13 protein-coding genes are annotated in these 12666 nt (G+C 70.1%); 11 read left to right on the top strand and 2 right to left on the bottom strand.

All coding sequences use genetic code 11. The annotated features are described in order from the left end of the window. The 7 genes from HNR30_RS08915 to HNR30_RS08885 all read left to right on the top strand — a co-directional run bounded on the left by HNR30_RS08915 (nt 1) and on the right by HNR30_RS08885 (nt 7441). On the top strand, nt 1-726 hold the full coding sequence (locus tag HNR30_RS08915; RefSeq protein WP_181609277.1) for an aminotransferase class IV: 726 nt from the start codon (nt 1-3) through the stop codon (nt 724-726). A 164-nt stretch (nt 727-890) separates the two neighbouring features. Next, a complete protein-coding gene (locus tag HNR30_RS08910; protein ID WP_181609276.1) occupies nt 891-2714 on the top strand; it encodes an ABC transporter substrate-binding protein in 1824 nt (607 codons plus the stop codon). Between the two features lie 4 nt (nt 2715-2718). Next, on the top strand, nt 2719-3714 hold the full coding sequence (locus HNR30_RS08905) for an ABC transporter permease (RefSeq protein ID WP_181609275.1): 996 nt from the start codon (nt 2719-2721) through the stop codon (nt 3712-3714). Next, a complete protein-coding gene (locus tag HNR30_RS08900) occupies nt 3711-4607 on the top strand; it encodes an ABC transporter permease (protein WP_312894297.1) in 897 nt (298 codons plus the stop codon). The genes HNR30_RS08905 and HNR30_RS08900 overlap by 4 nt, the downstream gene beginning before the upstream one ends. Further along, nucleotides 4607-5587, top strand: a complete 981-nt coding sequence (locus tag HNR30_RS08895) for an ABC transporter ATP-binding protein (protein ID WP_181609274.1) — start codon at nt 4607-4609, stop codon at nt 5585-5587. The genes HNR30_RS08900 and HNR30_RS08895 overlap by 1 nt, the downstream gene beginning before the upstream one ends. A 64-nt stretch (nt 5588-5651) precedes the next feature. Next, nucleotides 5652-6662 (top strand): ABC transporter ATP-binding protein, encoded by a 1011-nt coding sequence (locus HNR30_RS08890; RefSeq protein ID WP_181609273.1) that lies wholly within the window; start codon nt 5652-5654, stop codon nt 6660-6662. Then, nucleotides 6659-7441: a GNAT family N-acetyltransferase gene (locus HNR30_RS08885; RefSeq protein WP_181609272.1), complete on the top strand. Its 783-nt coding sequence runs from the start codon at nt 6659-6661 to the stop codon at nt 7439-7441. The genes HNR30_RS08890 and HNR30_RS08885 overlap by 4 nt, the downstream gene beginning before the upstream one ends. Here the strand turns inward: HNR30_RS08885 and HNR30_RS08880 are convergent. After that, nucleotides 7420-8505 (bottom strand): exo-beta-N-acetylmuramidase NamZ family protein, encoded by a 1086-nt coding sequence (locus HNR30_RS08880; protein ID WP_181609271.1) that lies wholly within the window; start codon nt 8503-8505, stop codon nt 7420-7422. The genes HNR30_RS08885 and HNR30_RS08880 overlap by 22 nt on opposite strands. 58 nt (nt 8506-8563) lie before the next feature. Between HNR30_RS08880 and murQ the strand changes: the two genes are divergently transcribed. After that, nucleotides 8564-9493, top strand: coding sequence for an N-acetylmuramic acid 6-phosphate etherase (murQ, locus tag HNR30_RS08875; protein ID WP_181609270.1), 930 nt, complete (start codon nt 8564-8566; stop codon nt 9491-9493). Then, nucleotides 9486-10553: a serine hydrolase domain-containing protein gene (locus HNR30_RS08870; RefSeq protein ID WP_312894296.1), complete on the top strand. Its 1068-nt coding sequence runs from the start codon at nt 9486-9488 to the stop codon at nt 10551-10553. Before murQ ends, HNR30_RS08870 begins: the two co-directional genes overlap by 8 nt. Here HNR30_RS08870 and HNR30_RS08865 read toward each other — a convergent pair. Further along, nucleotides 10524-11435, bottom strand: coding sequence for a TIGR03619 family F420-dependent LLM class oxidoreductase (locus HNR30_RS08865; protein WP_181609269.1), 912 nt, complete (start codon nt 11433-11435; stop codon nt 10524-10526). The genes HNR30_RS08870 and HNR30_RS08865 overlap by 30 nt on opposite strands. 19 nt (nt 11436-11454) lie before the next feature. Between HNR30_RS08865 and HNR30_RS08860 the strand changes: the two genes are divergently transcribed. Beyond that, nucleotides 11455-12315: a phosphotransferase family protein gene (locus HNR30_RS08860; RefSeq protein ID WP_312894295.1), complete on the top strand. Its 861-nt coding sequence runs from the start codon at nt 11455-11457 to the stop codon at nt 12313-12315. A 44-nt stretch (nt 12316-12359) separates the two neighbouring features. Further along, on the top strand, nt 12360-12620 hold the full coding sequence (locus tag HNR30_RS08855; RefSeq protein WP_181609267.1) for a TFIIB-type zinc ribbon-containing protein: 261 nt from the start codon (nt 12360-12362) through the stop codon (nt 12618-12620). Nucleotides 12621-12666: the final 46 nt, after the last annotated feature.

Genomic DNA, 12666 nt, shown 5'->3' with positions numbered 1-12666 from the left:
ATGACCTCTGTCGTCGACGGCCGTCCGGCCGAGGGCGGTGACGTGGCCCTGGCGCTGGCCGCCAGGATGGGCCACTTCACCGCCCTGCAGGTCCGCGGCGGCCGCGCCAAGGGCCTCGACCTGCACCTGGCCCGCCTGGAGCGGGCCACTGCCCAGCTGTACGGCACGCGTCTCGACACCCGCCTGGTGCTCGACTCGCTCCGCCTGGCGGTGACCGGCGAGGACGCCTCGGTGCGCGTCCACGTGGTGGACGAGCACGTGATCGTCACCACGGGCGCCCCGGTAGATGCCGATAAATCACCCAGAGCCTTGAAAAGCGTGCAATTTCAGCGCTTCCTCCCCGACGTCAAGCACGGCGGCGGCTTCCCCCAAGCCCACCTGGCCAGGCGGGCCAGGCACGACGGCTTCGACGAGGTACTGCTGACCACCGCCGACGGCCACATCGTCGAGGGCGCGGTGACGAACCTGGGCTGCTTCGACGGCGAACGCCTGGTCTGGCCCGACGCCCCGATGCTGGAGGGCATCACCATGCGGCTCCTCAACCGCGAGACCCCCCACGTCCGGCGGCCGCTGAAGCCGCGCGACCTGCGCCACTTCCCCGAGGTGTTCGTCTGCAACTCCTGGGGCGTCTCCCCCGTCGGCCGCGTCGACGATCTGCCCATGCCATCGCGGGCGCAGGAGGCGATCAGGCTCTACGACGAGGTCCCGTGGGAGGACATCGCGTAGGAGCGCAGGTGCGCTGCTGGTTGAATGAATGGAGCCGAGCGCCACCACCGGGGGCCATGAAGGAAAGTTACATTAGCTTCACAGTCGCTGGAGATTATTGACGCACGCTCCGCTTGACCATACGGTCGGGGTCAAATCTCAAGGTCCCCCCCTCGGAGCGGAGCATGAAGCGACTAGCAGCCGTTGTGGCGCTGCTCGGTATGGCCGCCGTCTCGGCGTGTAGCAGCACGGACAACAAGCCCGCTGCCACCGGCGGAGCCGCCGCGGCGGCAGCCGTTTACACGACGGTCGACGGAAACAAGCCGGGCATCGACCCGGCGGGCCCGGCGAACCCGTTCGCCCCGAAGGGCAACAGCTTCAGCGGCTACAACGCCATGAAGCTTGCCTGGGTCAAGAACCACCTGACCGACCCCAACCAGTTCTACCCCGGCATCGCCGAGAGCTGGGAGATCGCGACGGACAACTCCTCGGTCACCATCAAGCTGCAGCCCAACAACAAGTGGTCTGACGGCAGCCCGGTGACCGCCGAGGACGTCAAGCTCTCCATCGCGATCGCCTACACCCAGGGCAACACCGCCTTCACCCAGGTGCCCGGCGCCGCCGGCTCCGCCTCCGAGGTGACGGTCGTGGACGACAAGACCATCAAGGTCACCCAGGACATGGCCAACCCCGTGACGACGTTCGCCCGTGGTGTGCTCGACACCCCGGTCGTCCCGGCCAAGCTCTGGTCGAGCGTCGTCGGCGCCGACATCTGGGACAAGATCAAGGCCGCCCGCACCGAGGGCGCCGACGCCGAGGCCGCCAGGACCTACCTGACCGAGCTCGGCAAGAAGATCATCGCGCACAACCCCGGACAGGACCTGTCCGCCGGGCCGTACGTGCTGGAGCGGGTCAACGCGAGCGCCGCGCTGCTCAAGAAGAACCCGCACTTCTACAACGCCGCCAACGTGGCGCCCGAGAAGGTGCAGCTGCTCAACTTCACCGGCAACGAGCAGGTCTGGAACTACCTGATCCAGGGCAAGCTCGACAGCTCGCCGTTCGTGGCCGTGCCCGCCGACACCATGACCAAGATCAAGGCCACCGCCGGCAACCAGGTCATCAAGGGCTACTCCCCCGTGGTCGTCGGCCTGGCGTTCAACCAGTCCAAGGCGCCCTACGACAACGTGCACGTGCGCCGCGGCCTGGCCTACCTGATCAACCGCGAGGAAGTCACCCAGATCGCCTCGCCCGAGGGCGGCACCGCCGCCGTCACCACCAGCGGCATCCACCAGAAGGCCGCCGCCGAGTGGCTGGGCGCCGAGCTCGGCAACCTGGAGCCCTTCGCCACCGACGTGGCCAAGGCCGAGGAGGAGTTCAAGGCCGCCGGTCTGAAGAAGAGCGGCGACAAGTGGACCCTGGCCGACGGCAAGCCGTGGAAGGTCTCCATGCACGCCCCGGCCGGATTCTCCGACTGGGTCGCCGCCCAGGAGAACATCAAGAACCAGCTCATCAAGGCCGGCGTGGACGCCGAGGTCGTGACGACCGCGGACTTCCCGCTGTACCAGACCGAGATGGCCGAGGGTAAGTACGACACCGGCTTCTGGCTGATCGGCCTGGGCCCGGCGCCGTACAACATCTTCCAGCGCATCTACGGCGCCGCCAACGGCTGGGCGAACATCGGTGGCAAGGTCACCCACAACGCGCCCGGCAAGAACGGCAACTGGATGGGCAGCAAAGAAGAGGTCGAGGTCGAGGGCCTGGGCAAGGTCAACCCCGGCGAGCTGACCGCCAAGCTCAACGCCGTCTCCCCCGAGGAGCAGAAGGCGCTGATGCTGCAGCTGGCCAAGACCGCCAACGCCGACCTGCCGGTGATCCAGCTCTGGGACTACGTCAACACCCAGTTCCAGAACACGACCCGCTTCACCGGTTTCCCCGCCGACGACAGCGACCTGCTGCGCCTGCCCCACGGCGTGTGGATCCAGCTCGGCCTGGTGAAGGCGAAGTCGTAGTTTCATGACGGTTGTTCTGAAAAAGCTCGCGGGCCACCTGGCCCGCGGGCTCGTCATGATCCTGGTCGTCGCCACCATCAGTTTCTTCATCGTCCGCAACATCCCGGGCGACCCGATGAAGGCGGCTCTCGAGATGAAGGTGGCCGCGGGCGCAGACCCGGTGGCCGCCGCCCAGGAAGTCAAGGTCATCTACGGCTTCCAGCCGACGGGCTCGATGTGGAGCCAGTACGTCGACTACCTGGCCGGCCTTGCCACCTTCGACCTGGGCACCTCGACCCTGCACGCCGGGCAACCGGTGACCGAGGTCCTGACCGAATCGGCCAAGTGGACCGTTCTACCCGTGCTGCTCGGCATCCTGATGAGCTTCCTGGTGGGCGTGATCCTGGGCGTCTACGCGGCGCTGCGGCGTTCGAGCAAGCTGGGCGACATCCTGGCCATCTCGGGCTCGCTGCTGCACGGCGTGCCCCAGTACGTGCTCGGCCTGCTGCTGGCGGCGATCTTCGCGACCTCGCTCGGCTGGTTCCCCTCCGAGGGCGGCGTGGCCGACATCCTGATCGAGCCCGGCTTCACGCCGGAGTACATCGGGACCCTGATCAGGCACGCCGCGCTGCCGGTGCTCACCTACGCGCTGGCCAGCTACGGCGGCTGGGTGCTGGCCATGAAGTCGAGCGTCGTCACCGTGCTCGGCGACGATTTCATCCTGGCCAGCGAGCTGCGCGGCATGAAGCGGTCGATCATCTTCCGCTACGTGGCGCGCAACGCGATCCTGCCGCTGTTCACGATCCTGGCCCTGTCGCTGGGCCTGCTGTTCGCCGGAGCGGTCTTCATCGAGCGGATCTTCAACTATCCGGGGCTGGGCCTGAAGCTGATCGACAGCGTCACCAACCGCGACTACGCGCTGATGAGCGGGGCCTTCCTGCTGATCACCGTCGCGATCGTGGTCGCGAACATCCTCGCCGACCTGCTCTACACCGTCATCGACCCGCGGGTGCGCCAGTGAGCGAACTGATTCTGGAGACCTCGACCGCATCGATGCGCCGCAACTTCTGGCGCGGGGTGTGGCGGGTCATGAAGCGCAAGCCCAGCCGGATGGCCGGAGTGGTCATCCTGCTCGGCTTCACGGTCATGGCGGTGATCGGGCCGCTGTTCTATCCCGAGAACCTGCCGTACGACCCCAACGCCAAGTACGCCCCCATCAGCTGGGAGCACTGGTTCGGCACCGACGGGCAGGGCAAGGACGTCTGGGCGCAGCTGGTCATCGGCTCGCGGTACGTCCTGCTGTCGGCCCTGGTCACCGGCGTGATCACGGTGGTGGTGGGAGCGGGCCTCGGCCTGTTCTCCGGTTTCAAGCGCGGCCGCTGGGACACCGTCCTCATGCGGCTGACCGACATGAAGCTGACCATCCCCGGGCTGCCGCTGCTGCTGGTGCTGTCGACCGTCTGGTCGTTCGGCAGCGCCATCGAGATGGGCCTGGTCCTGGGCCTGCTCGGCTGGGGCGGCGTGGCGCGGGCGGTGCGTTCGCAGACGTTGTCGCTGCGCGAGCGCGGCTTCATCGAGGCGGCGCGCGGCCTGGGCCTGTCCACGACGCACATCGTGGGCAAGGAGCTGCTGCCGACGATGGCGCCCTACATCGCGATGAACATGCTGGTCGCGGTGACCGGAGCGGTCTACGCGCAGGTCGGCCTGTTCTTCCTGGGCGTGCTGCCCTACGAGGCCGACAACTGGGGCGTCATGCTCAACCTCGCCGTCTTCGGCGGGGGCGCCATGACCACCACGGCGGCGTTGCCGTACCTGCTGGCCCCGCTGCTGGCGATCCTGCTGCTCACCCTGGGCATCGTCCTCGTCGTCGACGCCATGGACGAGATCTTCAACCCCCGGCTGCGCGAGGAGTAATGAGCGTGTCGAAGCAAGCGCCGGGAGTGCGCATCGACGGGCTGACCGTCACCTACAACAACCTGCCCGCCGTACGGAACGTCAGCCTGGAGCTGCCGCCGGGCACGATCACCGGCATCGTCGGCGAGTCCGGCTCCGGCAAGTCCACGCTGGCGCTGAGCCTGCTCAACGCGGTCCAGCCACCCGGCAGGATCGCGGCGGGCAGCGTCGAGATCGACGAGATCGGCAACGTCGTCGAGTTCGCCGCCGAGCAGATCAGGCGGGTGCGCGGCTCGCAGATCGGCTATGTCTTCCAGGCGGCGCAGAACTCTCTCAACCCGCTCAAGACGGTCGGCAAGCAGCTGCTCGACCTGGGCCGTTCGCACGGCGTCGAGGACCTGCGCGGCCTGGTGCGCGATGCGAAGGACCTGCTGGGCCGGATGGGCCTGGACGGCGCGCGGGTGCTCGACTCGCACCAGCACGAGCTGTCGGGCGGCATGCGCCAGCGGGTCGGCATCATGCTGGCCCTGGTGCTCAACGCCCATCTGGTCGTGCTCGACGAGCCCACGACCGCGCTGGACATGATCACCCAGTCGACCATCCTGAAGATCATCCGCGAGGTGCACGAGGAGCGCGGGCTCACCACGCTGGTCATCACCCACGACATCGGCGTCGTGGCCGAGGTGGCCGACCGGCTCGCGGTCATGTACGGCGGGCGCCTGGTCGAGCAGGGGCCCACGCGCGAGGTCCTGGCCTCGCCGCAGCACCCGTACACGCGCGGCCTGATCCGCGCCATCCCCCGCCTGACCGGCGACATCGACGAGGCGCAGGCCCTGCCGGGCCGCCCGCCCACGCTGGCCACCGTGCCCGCCGAGGGATGCGTCTTCCGCGAGCGCTGCCCGCTGCGCATGGACGTCTGCGACACCGTCGACCCGGCGGCCGAGGCGTACGGCACGCGGATCGTCGCCTGCCATGCAGTGAAGGTCAAGGAGCACGCGTGATCGAGCGAAGCGAGATCACCAATGGGCACAGCATCTTGATCGCGGTGCCGACGAAGGAGGCACTGTGATCACTGGCACAGGCATCGTCAAGACGTTCAAGCAGCGCGGCAACGTGCTCGACAAACGGGAGGTCAGAGCGCTGCGCGGGGTGGACTTCTCCATCCCCAAGGGCGGCGCCGCCTCCTTCATCGGCGAGTCCGGCTGCGGCAAGACCACCCTGGGCCGCATCATCGCGGGGCTGGAGACCCACGACGAGGGCGAGATCGTCATCGACGACGTCGCGATGTCGTCGCTCAAGCCCAAGGCGCGCCAGCCGTACTTCCGGCGCATCCAGATGATCCACCAGGACCCGTACTCCGCGCTGAACCCGACCCGGACGATCTTCCAGACGCTCCAGGCGCCGCTCAGGCTGCGGGCCAGGCAGACCGGGCGCGACGGCAAGTGGATCGACGAGCGCGCCTCCGAGGTGCTCTCCCTGGTCGGCCTGGACCCCGGCTCGGTGCTGGGGCGCTACCCGCACCAGCTGTCGGGCGGCATGCGCCAGCGTGTCGTCATCGCCCGCGCGCTGACGGTCGACCCGGAGATGCTGGTCGCCGACGAGGCGGTCTCGATGATCGACGTCTCGCTGCGGCTGGGCATCCTGGCGCTGCTGAAGGACCTGCGCGAGCGCCTCGGCGTCGCGGTGCTGTTCATCACCCACGACGTGGCCACCGCGCGCTACATCGGCGACGACGGCGACCTGTACGTCATCTACCGCGGCCAGGTCATCGAGCACGGCAAGGTCGACACGGTCATCTCCGACCCCGTTCACCCCTACACGCAGTCGCTGCTGTCGGCCATCCCGGTGCTGCACGGCCTGGAGCAGCCCGGCACGCAGCCCGTCGTGCCGCTGTCCGGCCTCGACGAGTCGCTGTCCGACGGCGGCTGCCTGTTCGCCCGCCGCTGCCCCTTCCACACCGAGCGCTGCACCTCCGAGCTGCCCGCGCTCGGCCGCTCCGAGGGCGTGCCGCAGGAGCACGCGTGCTTCTACCCCGAGCGACGCGATGTCGTGGCCCGGCCGATGAGCGGCGTATGACGGAGACGCTGGAGTTCGATCCGGGGCAGATCGAGGCGCTGGTCAAGCATCTGTCCAGCCCTCCGGCCGACCGCGTGTGGAAGCGCTTCGACATCGAGGGCGGGGTGGCCTTCGCCTCGCTGTCGCATCGGGACCCGGCCATCGGTCACCTCGACCTGCTGGCCGTACAGCCGCAGGCGCGCGGACGCGGGCTGGGCAAGCAGCTGGTACGGCAGGCGGAGGAGTGGCTGCGCGGGCAGGGCGCGCGCGAGGCACGCTTCGCCGGCAACCCGCCCTGCTACGCGTGGCCCGGCATCGACGTGCGCTACACGGCGGCCGCGTGCCTGGCCGAGCGGCTGGGCTACGAGCGCTACCACACCGCCTGGAACATGACGGCCGATCTGTCGCTGCCCTTCGCCGACGAGGAGGTGCCCGGCGTCACCCTGCACAGCGGGGCCGACGAGCGGGTCCTGGCGTTCGTCCACGACACGTGGAACCGCTTCTGGGCCTGGGAGGCCGAGCACGCCGCCGGGCTGCACTACGCGATGCGCGACGGCGAGGTCGTCGCCTTCGCGGCGTGGGGCGCGCGTCCCGAGTGGTTCGGTCCCATGGGGACCTCTCCGCGGGCCGAGGGTCTGGGGCTGGGCGGGGTGCTGCTGCGCCGCTGCCTGGCCGAGCAGCGCGCGGCCGGCCAGGCGCAGGCCCAGATCGGCTGGGTGGGACCGCTCCGGTTCTACTCCAGAGCGGTCGGCGCCCGTGCCGAACGTGTCTTCTGGCTCTACCGGCGCGAGCTGGGGTAGAGCAGGTGGCCATCGGGGAGGGCGGGTTCACCGCACCGTTCGCGGGCGTCGTCGTCCAGGAGCGTGTCGGAACCCCACAGGTGCTGGGCGAAGCGGTCGGGCCCCCACCAGTCGAGGTCTCGCGGGTAGAGATCGCGGACGGTGTGCAGGATCGACACGCCCGTCAGCACGGGACGGAACGCCAGGGCGTCGGTGACGTGCAGCTGCACGCCCCGGCAGGTCAGTCCCTCGTGCTTGTGGAAGGTCGGGGTGAACCACACCTCGCGGAAGCGCACGCCGGGCAGGCGCAGGGCCTGGAGCGCGGGCAGGAAGCGGTCGTCGACGTACGGCGCGCCGATCAGCTCGAACGGCCTGGTGGTGCCGCGTCCCTCCGAGAAGGTGGTGCCCTCCAGCAGGCCGGTGCCCGGGTAGACCAAGGCGGTGTCGGGCGTGGGCATGTTGACGCTCGGCATGATCCACGGCAGTCCGGTGTCGGCGTGGCGCATCCGCCTGCTCCAGCCTTCGAGCTCGATCACCTGGATGCCCGGGTCGAAGCGCAGGGCCAGCTCGCCGGCGGTGAGCCCGTGCCTGATCGGGATGGGCGCCTTGCCCACCGAGCTGGCGAAGGCCGGGTCGAGCAGCGGGCCCTCGGCGGTGTCGCCGCCCAGGGGGTTGGGCCGGTCCAGCACGACGAAGCCGATGCCGAGCTCGCGCGCGGCCTGGATGTAGTCGTACATGGTCCAGATGAAGGTGTAGAAGCGCGTGCCGATGTCGGCGATGTCGAAGACGAGCGTGTCGAGCCCGGCACGTTCCAGCACCTCACGGGGATCGGCTTGATACGTCTCCAGGATGGGCAGACCTGTTCTCGCATCCCTGGTGTCCTGCTCGGTGAACCCCGCCTGGGCCGTGCCTCTCAGGCCGTGCTCGGGGCCCAGCAGCGCCACGACGGGCAGGCCCGTGCGCAGGAGCGCCAGCGGAGTGGGGGTGAGGTCCGGCAGCACGCCGGTGGGGTTGGTGATCAGGCCGATGCGCTCGCCCTTGACCAGGGCGGGATTCGCGGCCAGCCGCTCAGCTCCGATTCGCATGGTTAATAATGACTGAAATTTATTGCCAAACCAAACCCGAAGGGTGAAAATCAGCGTCATGGTTGATCCGCTTGCCGAGATGTCCACGGAGCAGAGCGATCCGCGCTTCAGTCAGATCGATCGGCTGCCGACTGAGCAGATCGCCAGGATGATGAACGCGGCCGACGCCGCCGTGCCCGTCGCGGTCGCCGTGGCGATCCCGGCGATCTCCGCCGCCATAGACGCGATCTCCTCGCGCATGGCCGCCGGTGGCCGGTTGCTGTACGTCGGCGCCGGCACCTCAGGCCGCCTGGCCGTCCTGGACGCGTCCGAGTGCCCGCCCACCTTCGGCACCGACCCCTCGCTGGTGCAGGGCGTCATCGCCGGTGGTCCCGACGCCCTGACCCGGTCGGTCGAGGGCGCCGAGGACGACGCAGGCGCGGGGGCCGCCGAGATGGTGCGCCTGGAGGTGGGCCCGCTCGACTCCGTCGTGGGCATCTCCGCCAGCGGGCGTGCCCCTTTCGTCCTGGGCGCGCTCGGCGAGGCCGAGCGCAGGGGCGCGTGCACGGTCGCGTTGTCATGCAACAACGACTCGCCTCTGTCGGCGGCCAGCCAGCACGCCATCGAGGTGGTGGTCGGCCCTGAGGTGGTCACCGGCTCCACCCGGCTGAAGGCGGGCACGGCGCAGAAGCTGGTGCTCAACATGATCTCGACGATCTCGATGATCCGGCTGGGCCGTACCTACGGCAACCAGATGATCGAGGTGTCGGCGATGAACGCCAAGCTCGCCGACCGGGCCGCGCGCATGGTCGCCGACATCACCGGCGCCGACGCCGAGACCGCGCGGCAGGCGCTGGCCGAGGCGGGCGGGCAGGCCAAGGTGGCCGTCGTCATGATCGAGCACGGGCTCGACGCGACGGGCGCCAGGGCGCTGCTGGAGTCGCACGGTGAGCGCCTGGGCGACGTGCTGGGCGACGACGCGCCCCTGGAGAAGGTGAACGGTGGCTGACCCGGTGGACCCCGCGCTCTCCGCAGTGCTCGCCGAGGCCGTCGAGGCCGGGGTGTGCTCGGCCGCGGTGGCCGCGATCTGCGTGCGCGGCCGGGTGGTGGCCGAGGCCGCCGCCGGCGAATTGGTCCGCTACGCCGACGACTCGGGCACCCTGGCCGCGGAACGCCCGCCGGTCCACCAGGACTCGATCTTCGACCTGGCCTCCATCACCAAGCTGTTCACCACCTGCGTGGTGCTCGGCCTCGTCGAGGAGGGACGGCTCGAGCTCGACGCCCCGGTGGCCGACGTGCTGCCCGAGCACTACGCCGGCCGGGCCCACATCACCCTGCGCCACCTGCTCTCGCACACCGCGGGGCTGCAGCCGACCCGCCGCGCCTACCTGGAGATCCCGGGAGCGTCCGTCGAGGAGCAGCTCGACCTGATCATCTCCACGCCGATCACCCAGCCGGTCGGCGGGCCGTACCTCTACACCGACGTCGGCATGGTCACCGTGGGCCGCATCGCGGAGCTCGCCGGTGGGGCGCCGCTCGACGTGCTGGTCGCCGAGCGCGTGACCGGGCCGCTGGGCCTGGCCGACACCGGTTTCCGCCCCTCCACCGCCACGTGGGACCGCGTGGCGGCCACCGAGTGCCGTCCGTCGGGCTTCGTGCGCGGCACCGTGCACGACGAGACCGCCTCGGCGCTGGGCGGCGTCGCCGGGCACGCCGGGATCTTCTCGACCGCGGGCGAGGTGCTGCGCTTCGGGGAGATGCTCAGGCTCGGCGGCTCGCCGGTGCTGCGGGCCTCCTCCGTCAAGGAGATGCTGGCCGACCAGGGCGCCACCGGCGCGCCCTTCCGCCAGGGGCTGGGTGTACGGCTCGGCGACCCGGCGATCGTCGGGCCGCTCCACGACGGCTTCGGGCACTCGGGCTTCACCGGCACCGCCCTGGTCGTCTCCCCCTCGCGCGAACTCACCGTGGTGCTGCTGACCAACGCCGTGCACCCGCTGCGCGGCCGTCCTGGCATCAGGGAGCTGCGGCACGCCGTGGCGTCACTCGGCGCCGAACTCTCCGGGACGTGACGGGGCCAGGATCTCCAGCGCCTCCTCGGCCCTGGCCATGGCCTCGGTGGGCGACGCCGTGACGATCTCCGGGTCGAAGTTCAGGTCGTGGAAGACGTCGGTGACGCCCTTGGCGAACAGCTCGGCCACGTCCTCGGCGATCTGGGCGTAGGTGCCGGTCAGCGGGCCGCCCCGCTCCAGGCGCACCTTGGTGACGCCGCGCACGACGAACCTGAGCGTTGCGGGGTCGCGCCCGGCCTCCTCGGCGGCCGCCCTCACCACGGAGATCTTCTCGTCGATGGTGTCGAGGTTCTCCCTGCTGGCGCTCACCCAGCCGTCGGCCAGGCGCCCGGCCCGCCGCAGGGCCCGCTCCGCGGCGCCTCCGAGCAGGACAGGCGGCGCGGTCTCCGGCTTGGGGTCCAGATGGGAGGCGGGCACCTGGTAGAACTCGCCCTTGTACTCCACCGGGTCGGAGTTCCAGCAGGCGCGCAGCAGCTCGACGTACTCCTCGCCGCGCCGCCCCCGCGCCTCGAAGCCGACGCCGGTCGCCTGGAACTCCTCCTCCAGCCAGCCCAGGCCGACCCCGGCCAGCACACGCCCGCCCGACAGGGTCTGCAACGTGGCCAGTTCCTTGGCCAGCAGCACCGGCGGCACGTAGGCGTTGACCACGGCCACGCCCAGCTCGATCTCGCGGGTCAGGCCCGACACGTGCGCCAGCGTGATCAGCGGGTCGTGCACGCTGCGATAGATCGGGCCCATCTGGTGCCCGACGGGGTACAGCAGCCGCTGGAAGGTCCACAACGAGTCGTAGCCCAGCTCCTCCGCGCGCGTGGCGACCCGTCGCACGTTCTCCGGCCTGGCCCACGGCCCCGAGACCGGCAGGGCGAACCCGATTCTCTCCATGCCCCATACCCTTACATGGGTGAGCCTTGAGGATGAACTGACCTCGATCGCCGATGCGTTCGGCGGCACCGGAGAGCCTGTCCTGTTTCCCTCGCGTACGGACGTGATGGTACTTCGCCAAGGCGGGGTCGTGGTCAAGGCGCACTCCGACCGCGAGGATCCCGGCGGGCTGGAGCTACGCCTGCGGGCCGCGGCCTCCGCGCCGCTGCACGGGCTGCTGCTCGCGCCGCTCAGGGCCGAGGTCATGCGGGTCAGCGGGCGCAACGTCACCGTGTGGCCCGCCGGGCAGCCCGTCACCGATCCCGAGCACGCGCCGTGGGAGGAGGGCGCCAGGCTGCTGGCCCGGCTCCACGCGGTGCCGCTCAGCGCCCTGCCGCCGCTGCCGCCCGCGGGTGGACCGCTCCGGGCGGCGCGCGCCGTCAACCGGCTCACCGGCGACAGCCCGGCCGAGAAGCTCGTACGGCAGGCGTTCGAAGGCCTGCCGCCCTTCCCCGAGAGCCCCGGGCTGCTCACCCACGGAGACTGGCACCTGGGCCAGCTCGTGCACCGTTCCCACTGGCTGCTCATCGACGTCGACGACCTGGGTGTGGGCGACCCCGCCTGGGATCTGGCCCGCCCCGCGGCCTGGTATGCCGCCGGACTGCTGGAGGGGTCGGTGTGGGAACGATTCCTCGGCGCCTATCTGGCCGCCGGTGGGCCCGCCGTCGACGCCGCCGACCCGTGGTCGCGCCTCGACGCGCCCGCCCGCGCGCTCACCGCCCAGCTCGCCGCCGTCGCCCTCGGCAAAGCTCTGCGCGAGGGCCGGGAACCCGATGAGGTGGAGCAATCGTTGATCGAGGCGTGCGGCAGGATTGTCGGGCTTCAGAAAAGCCTGAGATAGTGGCCCACGCAGGACGTATTCCCCCTAGAGGGCAAGGAGAGCAGATGCAGTGCCCCAAGTGCCGCGGCAATATGCGGACATATGAGCGTAACGGGGTTCACATCGAGCAGTGCGACAACTGTCGCGGGATCTTCCTCGACTATGGCGAGCTCGAGACCCTCACCCGGATGGAGACGCAGTTCCACGCCGCTCCCCCGCCACCCCCTCCGGCCCACGGCGCCCCCGGCTGGGGCGCCCCTCACCACGGCGGCCACTACGGCCACCACAGGCAGCGCAGCTGGGTGAACATGCTGTTCTCGTCCTGATACGTTCCAACAAAAGAGGAAGGGCTCCACGCCCTTCCTCTTTTGT

It is taken from the genome of Nonomuraea soli, from assembly GCF_013761175.1.
In the GTDB taxonomy this organism is placed as follows: domain Bacteria; phylum Actinomycetota; class Actinomycetes; order Streptosporangiales; family Streptosporangiaceae; genus Nonomuraea; species Nonomuraea soli.
Note: the sequence above shows the minus strand (reverse complement) of the source record. Positions and strands in the feature narration are given on the sequence as shown.

What these genes read in the sequence shown, in the direction of transcription:
- HNR30_RS08915 (WP_181609277.1), top strand. Translation starts at nt 1, where the DNA reads ATGACCTCTGTCGTCGACGGCCGTCCGGCCGAGGGCGGTGACGTGGCC.
- HNR30_RS08910 (WP_181609276.1), top strand. Translation starts at nt 891, where the DNA reads ATGAAGCGACTAGCAGCCGTTGTGGCGCTGCTCGGTATGGCCGCCGTC.
- HNR30_RS08905 (WP_181609275.1), top strand. Translation starts at nt 2,719, where the DNA reads ATGACGGTTGTTCTGAAAAAGCTCGCGGGCCACCTGGCCCGCGGGCTC.
- HNR30_RS08895 (WP_181609274.1), top strand. Translation starts at nt 4,607, where the DNA reads ATGAGCGTGTCGAAGCAAGCGCCGGGAGTGCGCATCGACGGGCTGACC.
- HNR30_RS08885 (WP_181609272.1), top strand. Translation starts at nt 6,659, where the DNA reads ATGACGGAGACGCTGGAGTTCGATCCGGGGCAGATCGAGGCGCTGGTC.
- HNR30_RS08880 (WP_181609271.1), bottom strand. Translation starts at nt 8,505, where the DNA reads ATGCGAATCGGAGCTGAGCGGCTGGCCGCGAATCCCGCCCTGGTCAAG.
- murQ (WP_181609270.1), top strand. Translation starts at nt 8,564, where the DNA reads ATGGTTGATCCGCTTGCCGAGATGTCCACGGAGCAGAGCGATCCGCGC.
- HNR30_RS08865 (WP_181609269.1), bottom strand. Translation starts at nt 11,435, where the DNA reads ATGGAGAGAATCGGGTTCGCCCTGCCGGTCTCGGGGCCGTGGGCCAGG.
- HNR30_RS08855 (WP_181609267.1), top strand. Translation starts at nt 12,360, where the DNA reads ATGCAGTGCCCCAAGTGCCGCGGCAATATGCGGACATATGAGCGTAAC.